The following is a 26,191-nucleotide window of genomic DNA, read 5'->3' as shown; positions in this document are numbered from 1 at the left end:
TGGTGCTCGCCTGTTTCCGCCGGGTCGTACCGGCAGGGGCAGGATGAGGACCACGGCGCTATCTGTTCTCGTCTTCTTCTCCTTCACGCTCACCACCGAGACGGCGGCGGCGACCGGCGCCACGATGCCCGCGCTGAGCATGCCGAAGCTGTCGCTGTCCGGCCTGTGGGAGTGGGCCGGCGAGTCGCCGCTCGACACGCCCGACCAGCAGGGCGGCACCGCCGAGGGCAAGAGCCACACCGCCTCCACCGCCGCCACCAGCGCCGACGACGGGGTGGGCCGCGCGCCCGGCGAGGGCAAGGGGGAACTCGACGCGTACGAACGGCCCGTGGACGAGACCGACAAGGTCACGACCGGCTCCGCGACCGCCACGGCGAAGAGCTTCGACCCCGCCACCAGCGAGCGCGACGCGGCCAAGTCCACCGCCACGTCGGACTACTTCGTCAACGCCGACGGCTCCACCACGGTCCGCCACTACACCGGCCGGGCCAACTTCAAGGACACCGACGGCACCTGGCAGCCGATCGACACCGGCCTGGTCAAGGACACGGACGGGCGGTTCACACAGGAAGCCAACTCCCTCGACGTCGAGTTCGCCCCGGACTCCGGCGACGAACAGCTGGCCTCCGTCGAACTCGGCGACGGCCGCGCGCTGTCGTACACCCTCCAGGGCGCCCGCGAGGTCACGGCGGCCGAGAAGCGCGACGGCACCCTCGTCTACGCCGGCGTCCTGCCCGGCACCGACGTGGAACTCGTCCCCACCGCCGACGGGTTCAAGGAGAACGTAGTCCTGCACTCCAAGGACGCGGCCGACTCCTGGGTGTTCCGGCTGGACGCCAAGGGACTGACCCCGCGCCTCGCCGCCAACGGCGACGTCGAGTTCACCGGCGCCGACGGCAAGGTGACCGCGAGCATCCCGCACGCCTTCATGGTCGACTCCCGTATCGACCCCCGCTCGGGCGAGGGCACGCGTTCGCAGCAGGTCTCCTACGAACTCACCACCGTGGACGGCGAGCCGGCGCTGCGGATGACCGCCGACCGGGCCTGGCTGGACGACCCCGAGCGGGTCTACCCCGTCACCGTCGACCCCACGACGGTCGTCGCCTCCAGCGAGGCGACGTACGTGCAGTCCGACGCGAGCATCAACCGCTCCAACGAGGCCCAGATCAAGGTCGGTTCGTACGACTCGGGCACCAACAAGGCCAACTCCTTCCTTCAGTTCTCCACGCTGAGCTCCAAGATCGCCGGTCAGAAGGTCTCCGCCGCGACCCTCAACGTGTACGCGCTGTGGTCCTCGTCGTGCACCGCGAAGCCGTTCTCGGTGTACCCGGTGACGCAGTCCTGGTCGCCCTCGACGACCACCGCCTACCCCGGCCCCGCCTACGGCGCCGCCATCGGCACGGCCACCGTCGCCCCCGGCGCCTCGTGCAGCAACAGCGACGGCAGCGCCGACGTCGGTGTGAAGATGCCCGTCACGCTGTCGACGCCCTGGTTCACGCAGGTCGCCACCGGCGGCGCCAACTACGGCCTGGCGATGGCCGCGCCGACGTCCGACGGACTGCACTGGAAGCGGTTCCACTCCGACGACTCGGCGAACGCCGCCATGCGCCCCTCGCTCGACCTGACCTACGCGGCCAACACCCAGCCGCAGGTCAACGCCCAGTATCCGCCGGAGAACTTCCAGGCCAACACCCTCCAGCCGGAGCTGCTGGTCTACGCCAGCGACGCCGACAAGTGGCCCAACCCCACGCTGACCTACACCTTCGAGGTGTACGACGCCGACTCCGGCAGCACCACCCCCGTCGTCACGTCCGGCGCCCTGGCCAAGGGCAGCTGGAAGATCCCCGCGGGCAAGCTCAAGTGGTCCAAGAACTACGCCTGGTACGTCGGCGTGACCGACGGCTACCAGGAAGTGACCTACTCCAGCCGCTTCACCACCGCCGTACCGCAGCCGCCGGTCACCTCGGGCCTCGCCCAGAACACCGACGGGCACGACTTCGACCCCTCGGACGGCAACTACACCACCGACGACACCGACGCGGACGTCGAGGTCGTCGGCCCCTCGCTCCAGATCGACCGCTCCTACAACAGCCTCGACCCGCGCACCGACCAGGCCTTCGGCGCCGGCTGGTCGACGGTCGCCGACATGAAGGCCGCCGAGGTCAAGGACCCCTCCGGCACCGTCACCAGCGTGATCGTCACCTACCCCGGCGGTGAGCAGGTCGCCTTCGGCCGCAACACCGACGGCACGTTCCAGCCCCCGCTCGGCCGCTACGCGCGGCTGCTCGCGGTGACCGGCGGATACACGCTGACGGACAAGGAGTTCACCGAGTACGCCTTCAAGCAGGCCACGGCCAAGGCGGGCACGTACGCCATCTCCGGCATCAAGGACTACGCCGGCCGCGCCGAGACGTTCACCTACAACGCCTCCAAGCAGCTGACGAAGATAACCAACAGCACGGCCAAGCGGTCCCTGACGCTGACCTGGACGACCCCCGCCGGCGCGAGCGCCGCGCACGTCGACTCGGTCGCCACCGACCCCTCGGTCAAGGGCGACACGACCACCGTCCAGACCTGGAAGTACGGCTACTCCGGCGACCAGCTCACCTCGGTCTGCCCGCCCGCGAGCCCCGCCAAGTGCACCACGTACGGCTACGCCACCGGCAACCACTACCGCACCACCGTCCTCGACGCCGACCCCTACGCCTACTGGCGGCTCGGCGAGACGAGCGGCACCACCGTCGCCAAGGACACGGTGGACACCAACCAGGGCCGCTACAACGGTACTTACCACGACGTGACCCTGGGCGGCTCCTCCCTGCTGGCGGGCTCGACCCAGAAGACGGCCACCTTCAACGGCACCACGTCCTACGTCGAGATGCCGTCCGCGCCCGGCGCGACGCCGTCGTACATGACGGTCTCCCTGTGGTTCAGGACCACCACGCCCGGAGGCGTCCTCTTCTACTACGGCGACAAGCCGCTCAGCGACTCGGACCCGGTCGCCAACACGACCAAGAACACCCCGGCGGTCTACGTCGGCACCGACGGCAAGCTGCGCGGCTGCCTCGCCATGTCGCCGAGCTGCAGCCCCACCGCCGTCTCCACCGCCACGGTCACCGACGGCCAGTGGCACAACGCCGTCCTCACCGGGCAGGCCAGCAGCCAGACCCTGTACCTGGACGGCGTCGCCCAGGGCTCGCTGACCGGCACGATCAACGACTGGGAGCAGCCCTGGATCTCGCTCGGCGCCGGCGTGAACACCGACGGCTGGCCGGCGATGAACGCCGGTGACAAGCTCGGGCACTACACCGGCCAGATGGCCGAGGTGGCGATCTACTCGGAGCCCCTCGACCTGTCGGCGATCACCGCGCAGTACCAGGCCGCCAAGCGGTCCACCGGACTGCTCGACAAGATCACCACGCCCGGCGGCAAGGTCCAGGCGAAGGTCGCGTACGGCACGACCGACGACCTCGTCCAGCAGGTCACGGACGGCGACGGCGGCGTCTGGAAGCTCAACCCGTCCACCGTCACCGGCTCCTCGCAGGTGTACCGCTCCGCGGTCATGGGCTCCGCCCCGACCGGGTACTGGCGCCTCGCCGACACCCTCGGCGCGCCGCAGGCCGCGAACGAGGTGCACACCGGCTTCGGCACCAACAGCACCGTCACACAGGGCGTGGCCGGCCCGTTCGGCGCCGGTGACGTGACCGCGGCCTCCTTCAACGGCACCTCCTCCTACGCCGAGATCCCGTACACCCCCTGGCACGGCTCCTCGGCCCGCGCCGTCGAGCTCTGGTTCAAGACCGCCAAGCCCGGCGCGCTCCTGTCCGACCAGTCGCAGCCGCCGACCCTGTCGGCCCCGTCCGGCACCTGGACCCCCACGCTGTACGTCGGCGCGGACGGCAAGCTGCGCGGCCACTGGTGGAGTTCAGGCAACGCGAACGCTGACTTCGGGTCCACGAAGGCCGTCAACGACAACGTCTGGCACCACGCGGTCCTGTCCGCCGACGGCGCCAAGCAGACCCTGTACGTCGACGGCGTCAAGCAGGGCGACCTCGCGAGCGGGGTCAACGACCAGTCCAACACCCGCACGTTCGTCGGCGCGGGCTTCAACAAGTGGTTCAGCTCGCCCGGCGACGTGAGCTTCTTCAACGGCTCCATCGCCGAGGTCGCGGCCTACGACCACGCCCTCACCGAGGACCAGGTCGAGCAGCACTGGTCCGCCTACAAGGCGTCGTCCGGCGTCGCACCGGTGCGCACGGTCACGCTCACCGACCCGACCGACAAGACCCTGACCTACGTGTACGACGCGGAGATGGGCAACCGTCCGCTGGCCGCGATCGACACCAACGGCAAGCGGACGACGTACGGTTACGACACCTCCGGCTTCCTGCACACGGTGACCGACGCCAACGGCAACCGGAGCATCACCGGTCACGACGTCCGCGGCAACACGGTCTCGCAGACCGACTGCCAGGACACGGCCGCCGACAAGTGCGCCACCGAGTACTACACGTACTACCCCGACGCCACCACCGCCTTCCCGGCGATGGACCCGCGCAACGACCTGCTCCTCACCGAGCGGGACGCGCGCTCCGCGTCCGCCACCGACAACACGTACCTGACCAGCTACACCTACGACGCAGGCGGCAACCTGCTCACCGTCACCGGCCCGCCCGTGGCCGGTCACCCGGGCGGCCGTACGGCGTCCACGACCTACACCACGGCGTCGACGCCGGCCGCCGAGGGCGGCACAGCCCTCGCGCCGGCCGGCCTGATGGACACGGTGACCACTCCCGGCGGCAAGCGGACCAAGTACGTCTACTTCGCCAGCGGAGACCTCGCCGAGGCCGTCGACGCCAACGGCGCGAAGGTCAGGTACACCTACGACGACATCGGCAGGCAGAGCAGCAAGACGGAGATCTCCGACGCCCAGCCGAGCGGCCTCACCACCTCCTGGACGTACGACAAGAACGACCAGGTCGTCACCGAGACCAGCCCCCAGGTCACCAACCGCGTCACCGGCGCCAGGCACCAGGCGAAGTCGACCACGGTCTTCGACGACGACGGCAACATCCTGTCGCAGACCGTCGCCGACCTGACCGGCGGAGACGCCTCGCGCACCACGTCCATGACGTACGACGCCTACAACCGGCTCGCCTCGCGGACCGACCCGGGCGGCGACACCACGTCCTTCGAGTACGACGTCTACGGCAACAAGGTGAAGGAGACCGACCCCGAGGGGAACGTCAACGTCTACGCCTTCGACGCCGAGGGCCGGCCGCTCACCACCAGCCTGCTGAACCACACCGGCGACCCGAACGACCCGAAGTCGCCGAGCACCCTGGTCCAGGAGTCCCGGGCCTACGACCCGGCGGGACGCCTCGCCTCCCTCACCGACGCCATGGGCTGGGTGACGGCGTACACCTACACCGACGACGGCCTCACGGCGTCCGTCGTGCGCAAGGACCCGGCGACCGGCAAGCAGTTCGTCGAGCAGGACAACACCTACGACCTGGCTGGCAACCTGATCAAGCAGGTCACCAACGACGGCCGCACCACCACCACGTTCGCGGTGGACGCTGCCGACCGCGTCACCTCGTCGGTGCTCGACCCGACCGGCGTCAACCGCACCACCAAGGTCTCCTACGACCCGGACGACAACGTCGTGACCGAGTCCGAGACCGACCCGGCGACCGGTGACACCGACCGGGTGGACACCCGCTACGACAACCTCGGCAACATCACCGGTACCACCGTCCACGACGGCACCACCGCCCCGGCGGCCCGCTGGAAGCTGTCCGAGACCAGCGGCCCCACCGCCCAGGACTCCTCGGGCGGCAACAACAAGCTGACGCTGAGCAGCGCCGTGACCCGCTCCACCGAGAAGGGCGGAGCGGTCGTCATCAAGGGCGCGGGCTCCTACGCCCAGTCGAGCGGCCCGGCCGTCAACACCGGTGGCAGCTTCACCGTGTCGGCGTGGGTCAAGCTCAACTCGACCAGCGCCAACAGCGACGTCGTCGCCCAGGACGGCAAGACCGCCAGCGGCTTCCAGCTGTACTACTCCACGGCGTACGGCTGGACCTTCAACCGGCACGCCGCCGACGCGACCGACGCGGCGACCATTCGCGCCGCCTCGGGCACCTCGGCGGTGACGTCGGGCGTCTGGACCCACCTCACCGGTGTGTACGACCAGGCCTCCGCGTCGCTGAAGCTGTACGTCAACGGCGCCCAGTCCGGGACGACGACCGCCTTCACCACCCCCTGGGAGGCCACCGGACCGCTCCAGCTCGGACGGCGTCTGTACAACGGCGCCTACGCCGAGAACACGCAGGCCGCCATCGCCGACGTCCAGGTCTACGGCGAGGCGCTGACCGCCTCCCAGGTGTCCGCGGTGTACGGCGGCACGCTTCCCGCGGCGGGCAGTTCGGTCCGCACCACGACGTGGAAGCTGGACCAGCGCGGCCTGCCCACGTCCATGACCGACGCGGCCGGCAACACCACCGACTACGGCTACGACGAGGCGGCCCAGCAGACCACGGTCACCGAGCCCGCCGTCGACGCGGAGACCGGAGGCGGCGCTGCCACCTCCGTCCGCCCGATCTCGATGACGGGCTACAACACCTTCGGCGAGGCGACGGAGACCTCCGACCCGCTCGGCAACGTCACGACCGTCGCCTACGACGCGGAGGGGCAGGAGACCTCGACCACGTCCCCGGGCTACACCGCGCCGGGGGCCGGCACCCCGGTCACCGCGACCTCCTGGAACGAGTACAACAAGCTCGGCCAGGTCACCGCGGAGGTCGACCCGCTGGGCAACCGCACGACGTACACCTACACCCAGCTCGGCGACGTGGCCTCGGTCACCGAACCCGGCGGCGGCAAGTCCACTTTCGTCTACTCCACCAACGGCGACCTGCTGTCGGCCACCCGGCCCGGCGGGGCGCGCGAGGAGTCGACGTGGGACTACCTCGGGCGCGAGCTGACCAGCACGGACGTCGTGCGGCAGCCGACACAGCGGGCGTACACGTCGATCAACGAGTACGACGCGCCGGGCGGCGACCTGTCCCGGACCGTGAGCGCGGCGGGGGTTGCCGAGTCCTACAAGTACAACGCGCTCGGCGAGGTCACGGAGGTGACCGACGGCGCCGGCAACACCTCCAAGTTCACGTACACCATGGACGGCGACGTCCTCACCGCGACGAACCCCGACGGCACCAGCACCCGCAACACCTTTGACGGCTACGGCCAGTTGACGCAGACCAGCGAACTGGACACGGCGGGCGCGGTGCTGCGCACCAGCCGCACGGCGTACGACCGGGCGGGCAACGCGGTGTCGGCGACCGACCCCCGCGGGCACAGCACGACGTACACGTACGACCCGACGGGCCTGGTCACCAAGGCGGTCGAACCCGTCTCGGCCACCGAGTCCATCACCACGACCTACGGCTACGACGTGGCGGGCAACCCCACGCGCTTCACCGACGGCCGCGGCAACCCGTTCATCACGACCTACAACACGTGGGGGCTGCCCGAGTCGGTGATCGAACCGTCCACCCCGGCCCACCCCGACCTCGCCGACCGCACCTTCACCACGGTGTACGACGCGGCCGGCCGGGCCAGGGAGCAGCGCTCCCCGGGCGGAGTGGTCGTCACCCAGGAGTACGACGCCAAGAGCCGGCTGGTGAAGCAGTCGGGCACGGGTGCGGAGGCCGAGACGGTCGACCACACCTACGCCTACGACTCCGACGACCGCGTCACCTCGGTGACGGGCACGGACTCCGACACCGGCAGGGACACGTTCACGTACGACGACCGGGGCCTGCTCCTGTCGACGTCGGGGCCGTCCGGCTCCTCGTCCTTCGCCTACGACGGCGACGGCGCGATGACGTCCCGGACGGACGCCTCGGGCACCTCGACGTACGGCTACGACACGGCCGGCCGCCTCAGGACGCAGGTCGACGGCGCCACCGGCTCGACGATGACGTACGTCTACGACGTCGACAACAAGGTCAAGCAGATCGACCTGGGCGACGGAAAGGCCAAGCGGGAGTTCTCCTACGACGCGCTGCAACGGCCGACGTCGGAGAAGCTGACCTCGCCCACCGGCAAGACGGTGGCGTCCCTCGCGTACGGCTGGGACGAGAACGACAACCTGACGTCGAAGACGACGACGGGAGTCGCCGGCGCGTCGACGAACACCTACACCTACGACTGGGCGAACCGCCTGACGTCGTGGAACAACGGGACGTCCACGGAGGTCTACGGCTACGACGCCTCGGGCAACCGCACCCGCGTCGGCGGCGACACCTACACCTACGACGCCCGCAACCGCCTCACCTCGGACGGGCACTCCACGTACGCGTACACCGCGCGCGGCACGATGAAGACCACGACGGACGAGAGCGGCGTGCAGACGTCGGTCAAGGCGGACGCCTTCAACCGCGTGATCAGCGAGGGCGACCGCACGTACGCCTACGACGGCCTCGACCGGGTGCTCAGCGCCAAGGACGGGACCGGCGCCGAGGCCTTCTCCTTCCGGTACAGCGGTCTCGGCAACGACGTGGCCTCCGACGGTCACGCCGTCTACAGCCGCGGGGCGGACGGTTCGCTCGCCGGCGTGAAGACGGCGCTGTCGTCGGTGCTGGTGTGGACCGACCTCCACGACGACGTGGTGGCCCAGTTCACCGACGCCGCCGAGACGCTGTCCGGCTCGACGACGTACGCGCCGTTCGGCAAGGTCACCGCCACCACCGGCATGCTGGGCAACCTCGGCTATCAGTCGGGCTGGACCGACCCGGAGACGGCCAAGGTCAACATGGCCGCGCGCTGGTACTCGCCGGAGACCGGGCAGTTCAACAGCCGGGACACGGCGTCCAACAGCCCGCTGCCGGCGTCGGTGAACGCCAACCGCTACTCCTTCGCCAACCAGAACCCGATGACGGAGATGGACCCGACGGGCCACTGGTCCATCGGCGGGCTGGCGAAGAGCTTCAAGAAGACCGTCAAGAAGGTCACCAAGAAGGCCAAGTCGGCCGTCAAGTCGACCTGGAAGAAGGGCAAGGCCGCGGTCAAGAAGGCCGCGAAGACGGTCCGCAAGGTCGCGAAGACCGTCAAGCGCACGGTCAAGAAAGCCGTACGCAAGGCGCACCGCGCGGTGCGCAAGGCGGTGCGGTACGTCCAGGACAGCGTCAAGAAGGTCAAGAGATACGCCAAGCGGACCTACAAGTACGCCAAACGCCAGGTCCACCGCGTGGTCCAGAAGGCCAAGCGGACAGTACGAGCGGTCGCCAAAACCGTCAAACACGTCGCCAAGAAGGCGGTGGCGGCCGGAAAGAAGGCGGCCAAGAAGATAGGCAGAGGCCTGAAGAAGGCAGCCAAGGCCTCAGCGAACTACGTCAAGCAGCACGCGGCGACCATCGTCTCCGTCGCTGTGGGTGTGGTGGTCTTCGCCGGCTGCACGGGAGCCACTCTCGGCGGTGGCGCCCTGGCCTGCGCGGCCCTGGCGGGCGCGGCGGCCAACGGCGTCGGCTACATGATGAGCGACGGCCCCAAGTCGGTCGGTGGCCTTCTCGGTTCGATGGCGGTCGGCGCCCTGACCGGAGCCGTCGGCGGCGCCGTGGGCGGCGCGGCCTCCGGCGCGGTGGGTCGCCTCCTGGCGGGCGTCGGCGGCAAGGTGGCGCAGGGCGCGGCCATGGGCGCCGCGGGCGGCGGTGCCGAAGGCGCGGTCGGCTACGGCATCAGCTGCGCGGCGAGCGAGGAAGGCTGCAGCGCGAGCGGCGCGGCCAAGGCGACGGCGACGGGCGCGGTCGTCGGCGGCATCTTCGGAGCGGCGGCGAGCAAGTACGGCGGCAAGGGCAAGTCGTCCAAGTCGGACGAGGAGACGCCTGGGGCGAGCTGCCGCGTGCCTCACAGCTTCACCGGTCTGACCGGTGTGCTGATGGCCGACGGCACGGTCAAGCAGATCTCGCAGGTCAAGGTCGGCGACTACGTTCTGACGGCCGAACCCGGCAAGAAGAAGAAGGAGAAGCACCGCGTCACAGCGGTCATCGTCACCAAGACCGACCGTGACTACGTCGACGTCGTCGTAGCCACCAAGGCCGGCAAGAAGACGATCCAGACCACCAAGCACCACCAGTTCTACGAGGTCAGCCGCAACAGCTGGACCCAGGCAGCAGACCTCAAGCCGGGCCAGACCCTCCAGAACGCCGACGGCGCGCCGACCCGAATCGTCGAGGTGAAGTCGTACACGGCGCAGCGGGTCACATATGACCTCAGTGTCGACGGACTGCACACTTATCATGTACTCGCGGGCACCCTTGCCGTGCTCGTTCACAACACTAACGCGGGTGCACCGGAGCACTGCCAGCTTCCGCTGTTCGTCCTGCGAGACGGAGAAGTCGCTTCGCCGAGCCAGATGGCTGGTAGCAGGGGCGGACCGACGGCGAAGAAGAATGTCCCCAGTTCGATTCGAGATGCGATGGTTGCCAAAGCGCAGGCAGAGGGCGACGGTGTCCTGCAGTGCTGGCGCTGCGGCATGAAAACCACCAATCCGGACAACGTTCAGATAGGTCACGTAAACGTGCCCAGGAGTAAGGGAGGAAACCTGGAGTCGGTAAATCTTTGTATTGAGGGTGCAGCGTGCAACAGCAGCGCCCAGAACCGAGGTGCTCCCACAAGAGGGAAGTCGTGTGCTGAGAGGGGAGGCTGTGGTGCTGGCTTCGGAAGATGGGACTAACTGCGGCGACTGTGCTGGGATTCGACTCAAGGTGGAGTCCGAGCATGGGGCTACTGCCGATGAGGTGGTAGCTGTTTCGTCGGTAGGTAACGGCCACTACCTTGTCCGCCTGTCACCCGGCTTCGTCAGGGGCATCGCGGCTGGTGATGTGATCGAATACGACGAGCGCAGCAAGAGCGCGAAGGTGCTCAAGCGGGGTGGAAACGTCGCCGTCCAAGTGTTTTACGTCGGGATAAATGGCGATGCCATAGAATCCCTTAAGGGGAAAGCGGTGCAAGTCGGCGGACGGGTTGATGGCGAGCTTGAGTCGCTCGTGGTCCTCACATTCCCGATCAGTGTGGGATTTCCAGCGATCGAGTCACTCTTGGCTGAGCTTCCCGAAGATGGGGTGGAATGGGAATATGGGAATGTGTTTGACGAGGAGGGAGAGCCTCTTGCGTGGTGGGAGGGTGAAGTGTGACATTTGGCATGCGAAATAGAATGTCGGAGATTGCGGTAGTTCCTGTCAGCTGCCGTGGAGACTAGAGTCGGATACCCAAGGACGTGGCCGCGGCATCGGCCACGTCCGTTCGGGGACCTTTCGCACAGACCTCCAAGAACATGCGGACTCTGTCACCGGACCACTCTCTTGCTGCGACTGCGGCCCAGTAGCGTAGTCCGTCATAGGGATCCAGCAGATCAAGGAAATCCAGTACGCGCTCAATGGTTCTGGCGTCCAGGGTTGCGTGCATGGTGGCGACGGCGCGAAGAGCGCCATCGACCAGTGATGGATGCCCAATATTCAGGCACCATTCTAATGGGGCTGAGAAACCTTCCTCAGGGCTTCGGAGTCGTACGATTGAATCACCCAAAGCAAATTTCAGCGCTTCGGCGTCGGTGGATTGCTGGGCCAGATCGGCCATGAATTTAACGGCGGGCCGGTAATTGCACACTCCGAGAGCCATAATCATTTCATACTGAGTTTCCCAGGTGCGGCGATCGTTAATTTCGCATTGCAGTGCAGCGAGCAGTTGTGGACCCGCCGTTTCGTCCGCCAGTCTGCGCAGTCGCTTCGCGGCCGATCGGCGTTTCGTCGATGCTCTGTCGCTCAGCTGAATGATCGCCTCTTCCAACGTCAGTGCCACGTGGTCCTCCTGAAGTTCTTCGCTGGCGCGGCATACGCTAGACGAAGTGGAAAACGCAGACCAGTCAGCCGCGCCCCGGCGAGGGCTTTGCGAGCTGTGCCCGATCAGTGACCTCGAAGCGGCGTTAGTCCGGGAGAAGGGGGGACGTGTTCGAGGGCGAGCTGGTGCGTCAGGGTCCTGATCTACTCGATCTGGAGCGGCTGAGATGCAGCTCTGAAGGTCGAATGCCAAATGACAGGCGCCCTGCGGAAACGCAGGGCGCCTGTCATTTGTTGGGTGCCGGACTGCCTAGGGGCAGCTCAGATGCCGGCCGCCGTCGACAGGTCGTGCTTGATCGCTGTCAGGAGGGCCTTCGCCTTCGCGTGTGCCGTCGGGAGGTCCGCGTGGGTCGCGGCCGGGACCACTACCTCCAGGTAGCACTTCAGCTTCGGTTCCGTGCCGCTCGGGCGGACGATGACTCGGGCGCCGTCGAGGGTGTAGCGCAGGCCGTCGGTCGGGGGGAGGGTGTCCGTGCCCCGGGTGAGGTCCTCGGCTCGGGTGACCCGGAGACCGGCGAGCGTGGTCGGCGGGTGCTCGCGCAGGCGGGTCATCGCGTTCGCGATGACCGACAGGTCCTCCACCCGGACCGACAGCTGGTCGGTCGCGTGCAGGCCGTGCTCGACGGCCAGGTCGTCCAGGAGGTCAAGGAGCGTGCGGTTCTCCGACTTGAGCTGCGAGGCCAGCTCCGTGATGAGCAGGGCCGCCGTGATGCCGTCCTTGTCGCGGACGCCCTCGGGGTCGACGCAGTAGCCGAGCGCCTCTTCGTAGCCGTAGCGCAGACCGTCGACGCGGGCGATCCACTTGAAGCCGGTGAGGGTCTCCTCGTAGGGCAGACCCGCCTTCCCGGCGATACGGCCCAGCAGCGACGAGGAGACGATCGACTCGGCGAACGTGCCCCGCGCGCCGCGCGAGACCAGGTGGGCCGCGAGCAGCGCGCCGACCTCGTCGCCGCGCAGCATGCGCCAGTCGCCGCCGTCCTTGACCGCCACCGCGCAACGGTCGGCGTCGGGGTCGTTGGCGATGACCAGGTCCGGGGCGCTCTCGCGGGCCTTCGCGAAGGCGAGGTCCATCGCGCCGGGCTCTTCCGGGTTGGGGAAGGCGACCGTCGGGAAGTCCGGGTCGGGTTCGGCCTGTTCGGCGACGAGGACCGGCTCGGGGAAGCCGGCGCGGGCGAACGCGGCGAGGAGGACGTCCTTGCCGACGCCGTGCATCGCCGTGTAGACCGTGCGGGCCGTACGCGGGGAGGCGGGGTCGAGGACCGCGTCCGTACGGGCCAGGTACGCGTCCAGGACGGAGTCGTCCAGGATCTCCCAGCCGGACTCCGGACGCGGTACGTCGTCCAGCGAGCGGACGGCGGCGATCTCGGCGGCGATCTCCGCGTCGGCGGGCGGGACGATCTGGGAGCCGTCGCCCAGGTAGACCTTGTAGCCGTTGTCGCGCGGCGGGTTGTGACTGGCCGTGACCTCGACGCCGGCGACCGCGCCCAGGTGCCTGATGGCGTACGCCAGGACGGGGGTGGGGAGCGGCCGGGGGAGGACGGCCGCGCGCAGGCCGGCGCCGGTCATCACGGCGGCGGTGTCCTGCGCGAACGCCGCCGACTTGTGGCGGGCGTCGTAGCCGATGACGACCAGGCCGTCGCCCTGGCCCTTGGCCTTGAGGTACGCGGCCAGGCCGGCGGCGGCGCGGATGACGACGGCGCGGTTCATGCGCATCGGGCCGGCGCCGAGTTCGCCCCGCAGGCCGGCGGTGCCGAACTGGAGGGTGCCGGAGAAGCGGGCGGCCAGCTCGGTGGCGTCTCCCGCGTCGAGGAGCTTCGCGAGTTCCTCGCGGGTCTCCGGGTCGGGGTCCTCGGCGAGCCACGTCCGGGCGCGGGCGGTCAGGTCGTCGTGCACGGTGGGTCAACCTCTCGTTCGTGCGCGTGCGGGTGTGTACGGCGGGCGGCCCTGGGGGCTCCGCCCCCAGGCCCCCGGCTTGTGCCCGCCCACCACCCGTTCACCGTCGGCCGAGAGGTGAACCACTCGACCCACTGAGTCGGGTGGTGGGCCGGCCCTGCTTGCAGACGGCCCTGCTTACAGCCGGCCCAGCACCTGCGCCAGCAGCGCGCCCATCCGCGTCGCGCTGTCCCGCCCCGCCTGCAGGACCTCCTCGTGGTTCAGCGGCTCGCCCGTCATGCCGGCGGCGAGGTTGGTGACGAGGGAGATGCCCAGCACCTCCGCGCCCGCCTCCCGCGCGGCGATGGCCTCGAGGACCGTGGACATGCCCACCAGGTCGGCGCCGATCGTGCGGGCCATCCGGATCTCCGCCGGCGTCTCGTAGTGCGGGCCGGGGAACTGGGCGTAGACGCCCTCCTCCAGCGAGGAGTCGATCTCCTTGCACAGCGTCCGCAGCCGCGGCGAGTACAGGTCCGTGAGGTCGACGAAGTTCGCGCCGACGATCGGGGAGGTCGCCGTCAGGTTCAGGTGGTCGCTGATCAGGACCGGCTGGCCGGGGCGCATGCCCTCGCGCAGGCCGCCGCAGCCGTTGGTCAGGACGATCGTCTTGCTGCCGGCCGCCACCGCGGTGCGCACACCGTGGGCGACGGCGGCCACGCCGCGGCCCTCGTAGTAGTGGGTGCGGCCCAGGAAGACCAGGGCGCGCTTCTCGCCGATCCGGTACGAGCGGATCTTGCCGCCGTGGCCCTCGACCGCCGGCGGCGGGAAGCCGGGCAGCTCGGTGACCGGGAACTCGGCGTCCGGCGCGCCCAGGGCGTCCACGGCCGGCGCCCAGCCGGAGCCCATCACGAGGGCGACGTCGTGGGTGTCGGCGCCGGTGAGTTCGCGCAGCCGCGCCGCGGCGGCGTCGGCGGCCCCGTAGGGGTCGCCCTGGATGTCGTCCGGGAGAAGAGATGCGTTCACGCGATGAGGGTAGCCCGGATCGGCCTACGCGCGTAGATGAGGAACCCGACGGGATGCCGATCGTTGCCTTGTCGTTTCCAACCAGCGGCCCGGACAACCGTTCACCGGCCGTCGGCGCCCGCCTCAGCAGGGCCGCTTCCGCAGCTCCATCACGTAATCGTGCGGCGCCCCCGCGGACTCGGCCGCGTCGGCGATCTCGCCGAGGTAGCGGGCCGACGGCAGGCCGCCCTCGTAGCCGTTGAGGACGTACGTCCAGCCCTGCTCCTCGCCGTCGAGGGTGTGGACGCGGATCCGGGTGCGCCGGTAGACGTCGAGGCTGCCGACGCCCTCCCAGCGGTCCAGGGACTCCTCGTCCATGGGGGCGATGTCGTACAGCGCGACGAAGACCTGTGAGAAGGGGTCCTCGACGATCGTCGCGAGCGCGCCCTCCCAGCCCATGTGCTCGCCGCCGAAGGTCAGCCGCCAGCCGTTCAGCCAGCCCGTCGCGCGCAGTGGGGAGTGCGGGGCGCGGCGGGTCATCAGCCGCGCGTCGAGGTTGCCGGCGTACGCGGCGTAGAGCGACATGGGTCGAGAGTACGGCAGCCAGGGCGAGGTCACCGAGGTGTCCGCCGCCACTCGGGCACCGCCCGCCCCCCGGGGAAGTGCCCCGTCGACGGGTGCGGGACAATGGGGTACGTGACTCGGATCGTGATCATCGGTGGCGGACCCGGCGGCTACGAAGCGGCCCTGGTGGCCGCGCAGCTCGGCGCGGAGGTGACCGTCGTCGACGCCGACGGTCTGGGCGGGGCGTCGGTGCTGACCGACTGCGTGCCGTCGAAGACGCTCATCGCCACGGCGGAGGTGATGACCACCTTCGACTCCTCCTACGAGGAGCTGGGCATCATCGTCGCCGACGACACCCCGCCGCTGGAGCAGGCGGCCCGGGTGGTCGGGGTGGACCTGCACAAGGTCAACCGGCGTGTGAAGCGGCTCGCGCTCGCGCAGTCGCACGACATCACCGCCTCCGTGACCCGCGCCGGCGCGCGGGTGCTGCGCGGGCGCGGCCGGCTGGAGGGGATGCAGTCCCTCGACGGCTCCCGCAAGGTCGTGGTCACCGCCGCCGACGGCACCGAGGAGACCCTCACCGCCGACGCCGTCCTCATCGCCACCGGCGGTCACCCGCGCGAGCTGCCCGACGCCCAGCCCGACGGCGAGCGCATCCTCAACTGGACCCAGGTCTACGACCTGCGGGAGCTGCCCGAGGAGCTCATCGTGGTCGGCTCCGGCGTGACCGGCGCCGAGTTCGCCGGCGCCTACCAGGCCCTGGGCTCCAAGGTGACGCTGGTGTCGTCCCGGGACCGGGTGCTGCCGGGTGAGGACCCGGACGCCGCCGCCGTCCTGGAGGACGTCTTCCGCCGCCGCGGCATGAACGTGATGGCCCGCTCCCGCGCGCAGTCCGCCAAGCGCGTCGGCGACCGGGTCGAGGTGACGCTCGCCGACGGCCGGGTCATCACCGGCTCGCACTGTCTGATGGCCGTCGGCGCGATCCCCAACAGCGAGGGGCTGGGCCTCGAGGAGGCGGGCGTCAGGGTCCGCGACTCCGGGCACATCTGGACCGACAAGGTCTCCCGTACGACCGCCCCCGGCGTGTACGCCGCCGGCGACGTGACCGGCGTCTTCGCGCTCGCCTCCGTCGCCGCCATGCAGGGCCGCATCGCGATGTACCACTTCCTCGGCGACGCGGTGGCCCCGCTCAACCTCAAGACGGTCTCCTCCAACGTCTTCACCGACCCCGAGATCGCCACCGTCGGCTACACGCAGGCCGACGTGGACTCGGGCAAGATCGACGCCCGGGTCGTCAAGCTGCCGCTGCTGCGCAACCCGCGCGCGAAGATGCAGGGCATCCGGGACGGCTTCGTCAAGATCTTCTGCCGGCCGGGCACGGGGATCGTCGTCGGCGGTGTGGTCGTGGCGCCGCGCGCCTCGGAGCTGATCCACCCCATCTCGATCGCCGTCGACAACAATCTGACGGTCGAACAGATCGCGAACGCCTTCACGGTGTACCCGTCGCTGTCGGGGTCGATCGCCGAGGTGGCGCGGCAGTTGCAGACGAGCAAGGCGGGCGGCGAGGGCTGACCGGGCGCACGACGGCGCCCGCCGGGGCACGAGGGGCGCGGCCGGAATCGACTCCCCGCTGGTCACGGGGAGTTGTGGCCCGTGCGGATGGCATAGGCGAGGCAACTAGACCCCTATACCACCTCTGTCCCTACTGTGCGAACAACTTCTATTATTCGGCGCAAAGAGCTGAAAGCAGACGGTCGCCCGCGTTACTGTCAGTTTCGTGTTCGCTGCAGAACGTCGCCAATTGATCCTCGAAATGGTGCGAGCCAACGGAGCCGTGTCGCTCCGTGAGCTCGCCCGCGTCGTCCAGACCTCCGAAGTGACCGTACGGCGGGACGTGCGCGCACTGGAGGCAGAAGGACTCCTCGACCGCCGGCACGGCGGTGCGGTATTGCCGGGCGGTTTCACGCGGGAGTCCGGCTTTCCGCAGAAATCCCATCTCGCGACCGCCGAGAAGACCGCCATCGCCGACCTCGCCGCCAACTTCGTGGAAGAGGGCGAGGCCATCGTGGTCGGGGCGGGTACCACCACCCAGGAGCTCGCGCGCCGCCTCGCCCGGGTGCCAGGCCTGACCGTCGTCACCAACTCCCTGCTGGTGGCACAGGCGTTGGCTCACGCGAACCGGGTGGAGGTCGTGATGACCGGCGGCACGCTCAGAGGGTCCAACTACGCCCTCGTCGGCAGCGGGGCCGAGCAGTCCCTCCAGGGGCTGCGGGTCTCGCGGGCCTTCCTCTCCGGTAGCGGCCTCACCGCCGAGCGCGGACTGTCCACGTCCAACATGCTGTCGGCGTCCGTGGACCGTGCGCTGGTGCAGGCCGCCGCCGAGGTCGTCGTCCTCGCCGACCACACCAAGCTCGGCACCGACACCATGTTCCAGACCGTGCCGACGGACGTCATCACCCGTCTGGTGACCGACGAACCGCCCGCCCACGACGACCGCGCCGCCACCGAACTCCAGGCCCTCGCCGACCAGGGGGTGCAGATCGCCGTGGCCGGGGCGTCGGGAAGCCCGGGGGGTGACGCGGTCCCGGCGCGCCGCCAGCAGCAGCGCCGGGACGTCCCCCTGCCGGCCCCGCGCCGGGGCCAGGTCCCCGGCGCGGCCGGCGCGAACGGTCTGCGTACGGCCGCGGTGCTGGGCGGGGAGCAGTCCCCGGGGGGTGAGCGGGCGGCCCGCGTCGCGGATCTCCGCCGCCGCTGAGCCGTCCCCGCGAGGACCCCTCGAAGGGGGGCCGGGTCGGGAGTCCGCTCCCGATGTACGGCGAGGCGCCCGCCGGATCCCTCGGATCCCGCGAGCGCCTCGGCGCGTGTTCCCTCTGCGTCAGTCCTTGATCTCGCAGATCGCGGCGCCCGAGGTGATCGACGCGCCCACCTCCGCGGTCAGGCCCTTGACCGTGCCGGAGCGGTGCGCGTTCAGCGGCTGCTCCATCTTCATGGCCTCCAGGACGACGATGAGGTCGCCTTCCTGGACTTCCTGGCCTTCCTCGACGGCGATCTTGACGATGGTGCCCTGCATCGGGGAGGCGAGGGTGTCGCCGGAGGCGACGGGGCCGGACTTCTTCGCCGCGCGCCGCTTGGGCTTGGCGCCGGCGGCCAGGCCGGTGCGGGCCAGGGACATGCCCAGCGAGGAGGGCAGCGAGACCTCCAGACGCTTGCCGCCGACCTCGACGACGACCGTCTCCCGGCCGGGCTCCTCGTCGGTCTCCGCGTCCGCGGGCGCGGTGAACGGCTTGATCTCGTTGACGAACTCCGTCTCGATCCACCGGGTGTGGACCGTGAACGGGTCGGTGGAGCCGGTCAGCTCCGGGGCGAACGCCGGGTCCTGGACCACCGCGCGGTGGAAGGGGATCGCCGTCGCCATGCCCTCGACGCGGAACTCCTCCAGCGCGCGCGAGGCCCGCTCCAGCGCCTCCTTGCGGGTGCGGCCGGTCACGATCAGCTTCGCCAGCAGCGAGTCCCACGCCGGGCCGATCACACTGCCCGACTCCACGCCCGCGTCCAGACGCACCCCCGGACCCGACGGCGCGTCGAAGAGGGTGACCGTGCCCGGAGCCGGCAGGAAGCCCCGGCCCGGGTCCTCACCGTTGATCCGGAACTCGAAGGAGTGACCGCGCAGCACCGGGTCGCCGTAGCCGAGCTCCTCGCCGTCGGCGATCCGGAACATCTCCCGCACCAGGTCGATGCCGGCGACCTCCTCGGTGACCGGGTGCTCCACCTGCAGACGGGTGTTGACCTCCAGGAAGGAGATCGTGCCGTCCAGGCCGACGAGGAACTCCACCGTGCCGGCGCCGACGTAGCCGGCCTCCTTCAAGATGGCCTTCGAGGAGGAGTACAGCTCGGCGAGCTGCGCCTCGGACAGGAACGGCGCGGGCGCCTCCTCGACCAGCTTCTGGTGGCGGCGCTGCAGCGAGCAGTCCCGGGTGGAGACCACGACCACGTTGCCGTGCCGGTCGGCCAGGCACTGCGTCTCCACATGCCGCGGCTTGTCCAGGTAGCGCTCCACGAAGCACTCGCCCCGGCCGAACGCGGCGACCGCCTCACGCACCGCCGACTCATACAGCTCCGGCACTTCCTCCAGCGTCCGGGCGACCTTCAGACCGCGGCCGCCGCCGCCGAAGGCGGCCTTGATCGCGATCGGCAGGCCGTGCTCCTCGGCGAACGCCACGACCTCGTCCGCGCCCGAGACCGGATCCGGCGTGCCGGCCACCAGCGGCGCCCCGGCCCGCTGGGCGATATGACGGGCGGCCACCTTGTCACCCAGGTCACGGATGGCCTGCGGCGGCGGGCCGATCCAGATCAGACCCGCGTCCAGCACCGCCTGGGCGAAGTCGGCGTTCTCCGAGAGGAAGCCGTACCCCGGATGGACGGCGTCCGCACCCGACTCCCGCGCGGCGTTCAACACCTTGCCGATGTCCAGATAGCTGCTCGCCGGTGTGTCACCGCCCAGGGCGAACGCCTCATCCGCGGCGCGGACATGCAGAGCGTCCCGGTCCGGGTCCGCGTAGACGGCCACGCTCGCGATACCGGCATCCCGGCACGCCCGGGCCACGCGGACTGCGATTTCGCCACGGTTGGCGATGAGCACCTTGCGCACGATTGAGGCTCCCTCCTTGAAACAAGCCGAGTTTAGGGACAGCCGACACGCCTCTTCGACCCGTCCCCAGAGGTGAGCTTGCCCACACGGAGCGTGATGCGAGGCTCACTCGACCGCGAAATCCCTTGTAGTACCGCCGTACGCAGCACTCCTCCCGGAAACCCTAGCCCTCCATTGTGGCCAAGGTCTCTGTGAGCACGTGCTGCGGCCCACTCCGTTTCTTTGTGGAGTCCCTACGAATGGCCCAACGATTCTTTGCCGCCCGCGGAACCCTTGTCCCGCGGTTTACCCGTTAGTAGCGTTCGCGATGTCTCGAACGCACGTACTTGGAGTAACGAGGGCCCCGCGCGGGGCCGGGTCGAAAGTGGGTGGGGTCGGTGGTGCGCAGGCCGGTGGCTGCGGTGGTGACGCTGGTGCTGTTCGCCGAGGCGCTCGGCGTGGCGGCCCTGAACTGGTTCCTCGGCATCGTCGTCGACCGTCAGCACATGTCCCTCGCGGGGCTGGACCCTGACGTGATGTCGACCTCGTCGAAGATCGGCGGGATCGTCTTCGGCCTGTACTTCGTGCTGTGCGGGGTGGTCGCCCTGCTGGTGCTGGTCCGCGACCGCCCGCCGGCCGGCCTCGGCCGCGTCCTGCTGATCAGCGCCGCCGTGGTGCACGGCCTGCTGGGCGCCTTCAGCTGGGGCCTGGTGGGCCGGTCGGCGTTCGCCTTCATGATGGTCGTGCTCGCGCTGATCGTCCTGCTCCTGATGGGCTACGACCGCGAGGAGGGCCCGTCCGCCGCCGAACCGGCGCCCACCGCACCCTCGGACGCCGGCCCGCCGGGGGACGGCCCGACGGACGTCCCTCCGTCCGGGCACGGTCCGTCGAACGTCGGTTCGCCGGATGGCGGACCCAAGGGCGCCGGTCACCCGGGTACCGGCCCCTCCGGCGGCGGGCCCGCGGTCACCGCGCTGGTGACCACAGCTCCGTGATGCCCACGCCCAGCTCGGCCAGCAGTCGCCGGACGAGGGGCAGGCTGATGCCGATCACATTGCCGTGGTCGCCGTCGATGCCGTTGATGAAGGGCGCCGAGCGGCCGTCGAGCGTGAAGGCGCCGGCGACGTGGAGCGGCTCGCCCGAGGCGACGTAGGCGGCGATCTCCTCGTCCGTCGGCTCGCCGAAGTGGACCACCGTGGAGGCCACGGCCGAGGTGTACCGCCCGGCGGTGGTGTCGTAGACGCAGTGACCGGTCTGGAGCGTGCCCGCGCGGCCGCGCATCGCCTTCCAGCGGGCGGTGGCCTCCTCGGCGTCCGCGGGCTTGCCCAGCGCCTGGCCGTCCAGGTCGAGGACCGAGTCGCAGCCGATCACCAGCGCGCCCTTGACCTCGGGCTTCGCCGCCACCACGGAGGCCTTCGCCTCGGCCAGGGCGAGCGCCAGCTCGGCCGGGGTGGGGGCGGTGACGGCGTCCTCGTCCACCCCGCTCACGATCACCTCGGGAGCGAGTCCCGCCTGCCGCAACAGGCCCAGCCGGGCGGGGGACTGGGAGGCGAGGACGAGGCGGCGGCGCGGCTGATCGGTCATGCGGTCAAGCGTATCGGCCGGCGCCGGGCCCTCGGCCGCCTCACCCGAGGGCCAGCACCAGCAGCGCCACCAGCATGGCCACCGCGAGAAAGAGACCGAGCCGCCTCAGCGTCTCCTGCATGGCGCGGAGTTCGTCGGGCGGCTCGTTCTTCGGATCGGACCACAGCATTCCACTAGCGTGGGGCCTGGCCAGTGAGGGTGCCTGAGTACGGGTACTCAAATCGGCGCCCCGGGCACCCTCCCGTGCGCGGTTCCCCGCGCCCCTAAAAAATCTGCTTTCAGCGCGGCCAGTACGTGCGGGCCCAGGAAGCCTGGCCCGGTTGTGGGACGCGTCGGGTCGCTATCCGGGACGGGTCGGACCATGCGTCCCTGGGGGTGAGGTCCGCGCCGGACGGCTCGGCCGCTGCCGCCGCGGCGCGGGCGCGGACCACCGCCAGGGCGGCGGCCAGCTCCTCCGGGGTCGGATTGCCTCGAACGACCTTGATCACAGCGGCTCCTTAGAGGGGGATGTTGCCGTGCTTCTTCGGAGGCAGGGATTCCCGCTTGGTACGCAGTTGACGCAGCCCGCGCACGACGTGCCGGCGGGTGTCCGACGGCATGATCACCGCGTCGATGTAACCGCGTTCGGCCGCGACGTAGGGGTTGAGGAGGGCGTCCTCGTACTCCTGGATCAGCCGGGCCCGCGTCGCGTCGCCGTCCCCGGCGGCCTCCGCCTCCGCGATGGTGCGGCGGTGCAGGATGTTGACGGCGCCCTGCGCGCCCATCACGGCGATCTGGGCGGTCGGCCAGGCCAGGTTGAGGTCGGCGCCGAGGTGCTTGGAGCCCATGACGTCGTACGCCCCGCCGAAGGCCTTGCGGGTGATGACGGTGATCAGCGGGACGGTCGCCTCCGCGTACGCGTAGATCAGCTTGGCGCCGCGGCGGATGATGCCGTCGTGCTCCTGGTCGACGCCCGGCAGGAAGCCGGGGACGTCCACGAAGGTGAGCACCGGGATGTTGAACGCGTCGCAGGTGCGCACGAAACGCGCGGCCTTCTCGCTCGCCTTGATGTCGAGGCAACCCGCGAACTGCATCGGCTGGTTGGCGACGATGCCGACCGGATGGCCCTCCACCCGCCCGAAACCGGTGAGGATGTTCGGCGCGAACAGCGGCTGCGTCTCGAAGAACTCGGCGTCGTCCAGGACGTGTTCGATCACCGTGTGCATGTCGTACGGCTGGTTCGCGCTGTCCGGGACCAGCGAATCCAGCTCCAGGTCCTCGTCGTTGACGGAGAGGTCCGCCTCCTCCGGGAACGCCGGGGCCTCGCTGAGGTTGTTCGACGGCAGGTACGACAGCAGCTGCTTGACGTACTCGACGGCGTCCTTCTCGTCGCCCGCCATGTGATGGGCCACGCCCGACGTGGAGTTGTGGGTGCGGGCGCCGCCCAGCTCCTCGAAGCCGACGTCCTCGCCGGTGACCGTCTTGATGACGTCCGGCCCGGTGATGAACATGTGCGAGGTCTGGTCGACCATCACCGTGAAGTCGGTGATCGCCGGCGAGTACACCGCGCCGCCCGCGCACGGCCCGACGACCAGGCTGATCTGCGGGATGACGCCGCTCGCGTGGGTGTTGCGGCGGAAGATCTCGCCGTACGCGCCGAGCGAGGCCACGCCCTCCTGGATGCGGGCGCCGCCGGAGTCGTTGATGCCGATGACCGGGCAGCCGGTCTTCAGCGCGAAGTCCATGACCTTGACGATCTTCTGGCCGTAGACCTCGCCCAGGGCGCCGCCGAAGACGGTGAAGTCCTGGGAGAACACGGCCACCGGGCGGCCGTCGACGGTGCCGTAACCGGTGACGACGCCGTCCCCGTAGGGGCGGTTCTGGTCCAGCCCGAAGTTGGTGGAGCGGTGCCGGGCGAACTCGTCCAGCTCGATGAACGAACCCTCGTCCAGGAGGAGTTCGATGCGCTCACGGGCCGTCAGCTTGCCCTTGGCGTGCTGCTTCTCGACGGCGCGCTCGGAGCCGGCGTGCGTCGCTTCCTGGACGCGGCGCTGCAGGTCGGCGAGCTTGCCCGCGGTCGTGTGGATGTCGATCCCCGGGTTCCCGTGGATCTCTTGGCGCTCTTCCGGCTCGGACATCGGGATGCGGCTCCCTGCCTGCTCAAAAGGGGGGACGGTTACTCATCCGTAGAGTAGTGCTGGGTCAACCGATCGGCAGTGCGGCGTTTCACACACCTAGGGTGGCTTGCATGACGCCGCGAGATGCAGCAGACGCCAGCCGCTGGTCCGACCTCGACCGCCCGCCGCTCAACGCCGCCGCGCTGCGGCGCGGGCTCGTCCGGGAGGGGGGCCTGTGGACCGCGGTGGACGTGGTGCCGCGCACCGGTTCCACCAACTCCGACCTCGTCGCGCTCGCGGCCGCCGGGAAGGCGGACGAGGGGAGCGTGCTCGTCGCCGAGGAGCAGACCGCCGGCCGCGGCCGCCTGGACCGCCAGTGGTCCGCGCCGCCCCGCTCGGGCCTGTTCTTCTCCGTCCTGCTGCGCCCGGCGCGGATCCCGGTCGGCCGCTGGGGCTGGCTGCCCCTGCTGACGGGCGTCGCGGTCGCCACCGGACTGTCCCGCGCGGCCGGCGTGGACACGGCACTCAAGTGGCCGAACGACCTGCTGGTGACCGTCGGCGGCGAGGAACGCAAGGCCGGCGGCATCCTCGCCGAGCGCGCGGGCGAGGACGGCGTCGTCGTCGGCGTGGGGATCAACGTCACGCTCCGGGCCGGCGAACTGCCCGTGCCGCAGGCGGGCTCCCTGGTCCTCGCCGACGCGGTGAGCACCGACCGCGACACCCTGCTGCGGTCCGTGCTGCGCACCCTGGAGGACTGGTACACCCGCTGGCGCGCGGCCGACGGCGACCCGGCCCTCAGCGGCCTCCAGGAGGCGTACGCGGCGGGCTGCGCCACGCTGGGCCGCACGGTCCGCGCGGAACTCCCCGGCGACCGAGAGCTCACCGGCAAGGCGACGGCGATCGACGGCGACGGCAGACTGGTGATCACCACGAACACAGGCACCCGCGAACCGGTGGGAGCAGGAGACATCGTCCACCTGAGGCCGGCCTGAGACCAGCCCACCACGCGCGGCACCGGGGCTGACCGGCCCCACCCAAGGGCGCGGGCCTGTGACACGTGCGGCTCCGCCGCGCGGGCGCGACCGGCCGCAGGGTGACTGCACTGCACCCACCCAAGGGGCGCGACCGGCCGCAAGGTGACTGCACCCACCCAAAGGGGCGCGGGGAACTGCGCGACCAGCCCCGAACGACCCGCACCCGGCAACCAAGAGACACCCCCCACCCCGGTGGCCGAACAAGGACCACACCAACCCCGTACACAAGGGAAAGGCACCTCAACTCAAGGACCGGCGCAACCCAACGGAGTGAGCTAGCGCACAGCTGCCGTAGAGTTGAGGCCGGTCGATACCTGACCGCGGTAGATCGGAAGGGCAGCACGCGTGACCGTCGACGACACGGGCTCCGGCGAGGGCGAGGGCGTGGACGGCCGGGTTGACCCTCCTCCACTCTCGGCCTCGTCCGAGCGGGGGGACCCCCTGGCCCCCGAGCCGGGCGACGACCCGCTCGCCCTGCGCCTGGAGCAGCTCATCCTGGGCGCGGAGCGCCGCTACACCCCGTTCCAGGCGGCCCGCAGCGCCGGTGTCTCCATGGAGCTGGCGTCCCGCTTCTGGCGGGCGATGGGCTTCGCCGACATAGGGCAGGCCAAGGCCCTCACCGAGGCCGACGTCCTGGCCCTGCGCCGCCTCGCCGGTCTCGTGGAGGCGGGCCTGCTGAGCGAGGCCATGGCGGTGCAGGTCGCGCGGTCCACGGGCCAGACCACCGCCCGTCTGGCGGAGTGGCAGATCGATTCCTTCCTGGAGGGGCTCACCGAGCCGCCCGAGCCGGGGATGACCCGCACCGAGGTCACGTATCCGATCGTCGAGCTGCTCCTGCCCGAGCTGGAGGAGTTCCTCGTCTACGTCTGGCGCCGCCAGCTCGCCGCCTCGGCGGGCCGGGTCGTGCAGGCCGCCGACGACGAGGAGATGGTCGACCGGCGGCTCGCCGTCGGCTTCGCCGACCTCGTCGGGTTCACGCGGCTGACGCGGCGCATGGAGGAGGAGGAGCTCGGCGAGCTCGTCGAGGCCTTCGAGACGACCGCCGCCGACCTGGTGGCCGCTCGCGGCGGCCGGCTCATCAAGACCCTCGGCGACGAGGTCCTGTACGCCGCCGACGACGCGGGCACCGCCGCCGACATCGCGTTGCTGCTGGTGGAGACCATGAGCAACGACGAGACGATGCCCGAGCTGCGGGTCGGCATGGCGTTCGGAACGGTGACCACCCGGATGGGCGATGTGTTCGGGACGACCGTCAACCTTGCCTCGCGGCTGACGTCGATAGCGCCCCGGGACGCCGTCCTCGTCGACAGCGCCTTCGCCGAGGAGCTGATCCGCACCGGGGACGCGCCCGCGTCCGAGGCGCAGGCGGCCGAGGAGGCGGCGGCCGCCGAGAAGGAGGGCGAGGAGCCGCCCGTCTACCGGTTCGCCCTCCAGCCGATGTGGCAGCGGCCGGTGCGAGGGCTCGGCGTGGTCGAGCCCTGGCTGCTCACCCGGCGCGCCGTCGGGGAGTGACCC

Annotated in this window: 16 protein-coding genes; 7 read left to right on the top strand and 9 right to left on the bottom strand. The window is 70.2% G+C overall.

Annotation, left to right across the window (positions count from 1 at the left end; translation table 11 throughout):
- Positions 1–43: 43 nt before the first annotated feature.
- Positions 44–10,735, top strand: a complete 10,692-nt coding sequence (locus tag ACFYXA_RS19365; protein ID WP_389034255.1) for a LamG-like jellyroll fold domain-containing protein — start codon at positions 44–46, stop codon at positions 10,733–10,735.
- The gene (locus tag ACFYXA_RS19360; protein ID WP_389034252.1) at positions 10,689–11,195 is read left to right on the top strand and encodes a DUF4265 domain-containing protein; all 507 of its coding nucleotides are present in this window, start codon (positions 10,689–10,691) and stop codon (positions 11,193–11,195) included. Before ACFYXA_RS19365 ends, ACFYXA_RS19360 begins: the two co-directional genes overlap by 47 nt.
- A 61-nt stretch (positions 11,196–11,256) precedes the next feature.
- Here ACFYXA_RS19360 and ACFYXA_RS19355 read toward each other — a convergent pair whose 3' ends face one another.
- The 4 genes from ACFYXA_RS19355 to ACFYXA_RS19340 form a co-directional block, all read right to left on the bottom strand.
- A complete protein-coding gene (locus tag ACFYXA_RS19355; protein WP_389034249.1) occupies positions 11,257–11,859 on the bottom strand; it encodes a HEAT repeat domain-containing protein in 603 nt (200 codons plus the stop codon).
- A gap of 299 nt (positions 11,860–12,158) precedes the next feature.
- Entirely contained in the window at positions 12,159–13,790 is a 1,632-nt protein-coding gene (locus tag ACFYXA_RS19350; RefSeq protein ID WP_389034246.1) for a phospho-sugar mutase, read from the bottom strand.
- Between the two features lie 177 nt (positions 13,791–13,967).
- The gene (locus ACFYXA_RS19345) at positions 13,968–14,792 is read right to left on the bottom strand and encodes a purine-nucleoside phosphorylase (protein WP_130441406.1); all 825 of its coding nucleotides are present in this window, start codon (positions 14,790–14,792) and stop codon (positions 13,968–13,970) included.
- A gap of 123 nt (positions 14,793–14,915) precedes the next feature.
- Complete coding sequence (locus ACFYXA_RS19340; RefSeq protein ID WP_130441408.1) at positions 14,916–15,356, bottom strand: gamma-glutamylcyclotransferase; 441 nt, start codon at positions 15,354–15,356, stop codon at positions 14,916–14,918.
- Between the two features lie 102 nt (positions 15,357–15,458).
- On the opposite strand from ACFYXA_RS19340, the gene ACFYXA_RS19335 reads away from it, so the two are divergent.
- Positions 15,459–16,907 (top strand): NAD(P)H-quinone dehydrogenase, encoded by a 1,449-nt coding sequence (locus ACFYXA_RS19335; protein WP_130441410.1) that lies wholly within the window; start codon positions 15,459–15,461, stop codon positions 16,905–16,907.
- A 205-nt stretch (positions 16,908–17,112) separates the two neighbouring features.
- Positions 17,113–18,090: a DeoR/GlpR family DNA-binding transcription regulator gene (locus tag ACFYXA_RS19330; protein WP_352250637.1), complete on the top strand. Its 978-nt coding sequence runs from the start codon at positions 17,113–17,115 to the stop codon at positions 18,088–18,090.
- A gap of 120 nt (positions 18,091–18,210) precedes the next feature.
- Here ACFYXA_RS19330 and ACFYXA_RS19325 read toward each other — a convergent pair whose 3' ends face one another.
- On the bottom strand, positions 18,211–19,983 hold the full coding sequence (locus ACFYXA_RS19325; RefSeq protein WP_389034240.1) for an acetyl/propionyl/methylcrotonyl-CoA carboxylase subunit alpha: 1,773 nt from the start codon (positions 19,981–19,983) through the stop codon (positions 18,211–18,213).
- Between the two features lie 368 nt (positions 19,984–20,351).
- On the opposite strand from ACFYXA_RS19325, the gene ACFYXA_RS19320 reads away from it, so the two are divergent.
- On the top strand, positions 20,352–20,957 hold the full coding sequence (locus ACFYXA_RS19320; RefSeq protein WP_389034237.1) for a hypothetical protein: 606 nt from the start codon (positions 20,352–20,354) through the stop codon (positions 20,955–20,957).
- Here the strand turns inward: ACFYXA_RS19320 and ACFYXA_RS19315 are convergent.
- The 4 genes from ACFYXA_RS19315 to ACFYXA_RS19300 all read right to left on the bottom strand — a co-directional run bounded on the left by ACFYXA_RS19315 (position 20,929) and on the right by ACFYXA_RS19300 (position 23,663).
- Positions 20,929–21,546 carry a nucleoside triphosphate pyrophosphatase gene (locus ACFYXA_RS19315; RefSeq protein WP_351097688.1) on the bottom strand — a complete coding sequence of 206 codons (618 nt, stop codon included), beginning with the start codon at positions 21,544–21,546 and terminating at the stop codon, positions 20,929–20,931. The genes ACFYXA_RS19320 and ACFYXA_RS19315 overlap by 29 nt on opposite strands.
- Before the next feature lie 40 nt (positions 21,547–21,586).
- Positions 21,587–21,715, bottom strand: coding sequence for a morphogenic membrane protein MmpB (mmpB, locus tag ACFYXA_RS19310; RefSeq protein ID WP_278044759.1), 129 nt, complete (start codon positions 21,713–21,715; stop codon positions 21,587–21,589).
- Between the two features lie 109 nt (positions 21,716–21,824).
- Positions 21,825–22,034 (bottom strand): acyl-CoA carboxylase epsilon subunit, encoded by a 210-nt coding sequence (locus tag ACFYXA_RS19305; RefSeq protein WP_352246832.1) that lies wholly within the window; start codon positions 22,032–22,034, stop codon positions 21,825–21,827.
- A gap of 9 nt (positions 22,035–22,043) precedes the next feature.
- Positions 22,044–23,663 carry an acyl-CoA carboxylase subunit beta gene (locus tag ACFYXA_RS19300; RefSeq protein WP_352246831.1) on the bottom strand — a complete coding sequence of 540 codons (1,620 nt, stop codon included), beginning with the start codon at positions 23,661–23,663 and terminating at the stop codon, positions 22,044–22,046.
- Between the two features lie 110 nt (positions 23,664–23,773).
- On the opposite strand from ACFYXA_RS19300, the gene ACFYXA_RS19295 reads away from it, so the two are divergent.
- Together ACFYXA_RS19295 and ACFYXA_RS19290 are read left to right on the top strand one after the other, a co-directional pair.
- On the top strand, positions 23,774–24,634 hold the full coding sequence (locus ACFYXA_RS19295; protein WP_389034231.1) for a biotin--[acetyl-CoA-carboxylase] ligase: 861 nt from the start codon (positions 23,774–23,776) through the stop codon (positions 24,632–24,634).
- A gap of 387 nt (positions 24,635–25,021) precedes the next feature.
- A complete protein-coding gene (locus tag ACFYXA_RS19290) occupies positions 25,022–26,188 on the top strand; it encodes an adenylate/guanylate cyclase domain-containing protein (protein WP_351097696.1) in 1,167 nt (388 codons plus the stop codon).
- The last annotated feature ends 3 nt before the right edge of the window (positions 26,189–26,191 follow it).

Source organism: Streptomyces sp. NPDC002566 (assembly GCF_042889585.1).
Classification (GTDB): domain Bacteria; phylum Actinomycetota; class Actinomycetes; order Streptomycetales; family Streptomycetaceae; genus Streptomyces.
This window is presented reverse-complemented; position numbering and strand designations above follow the sequence as displayed.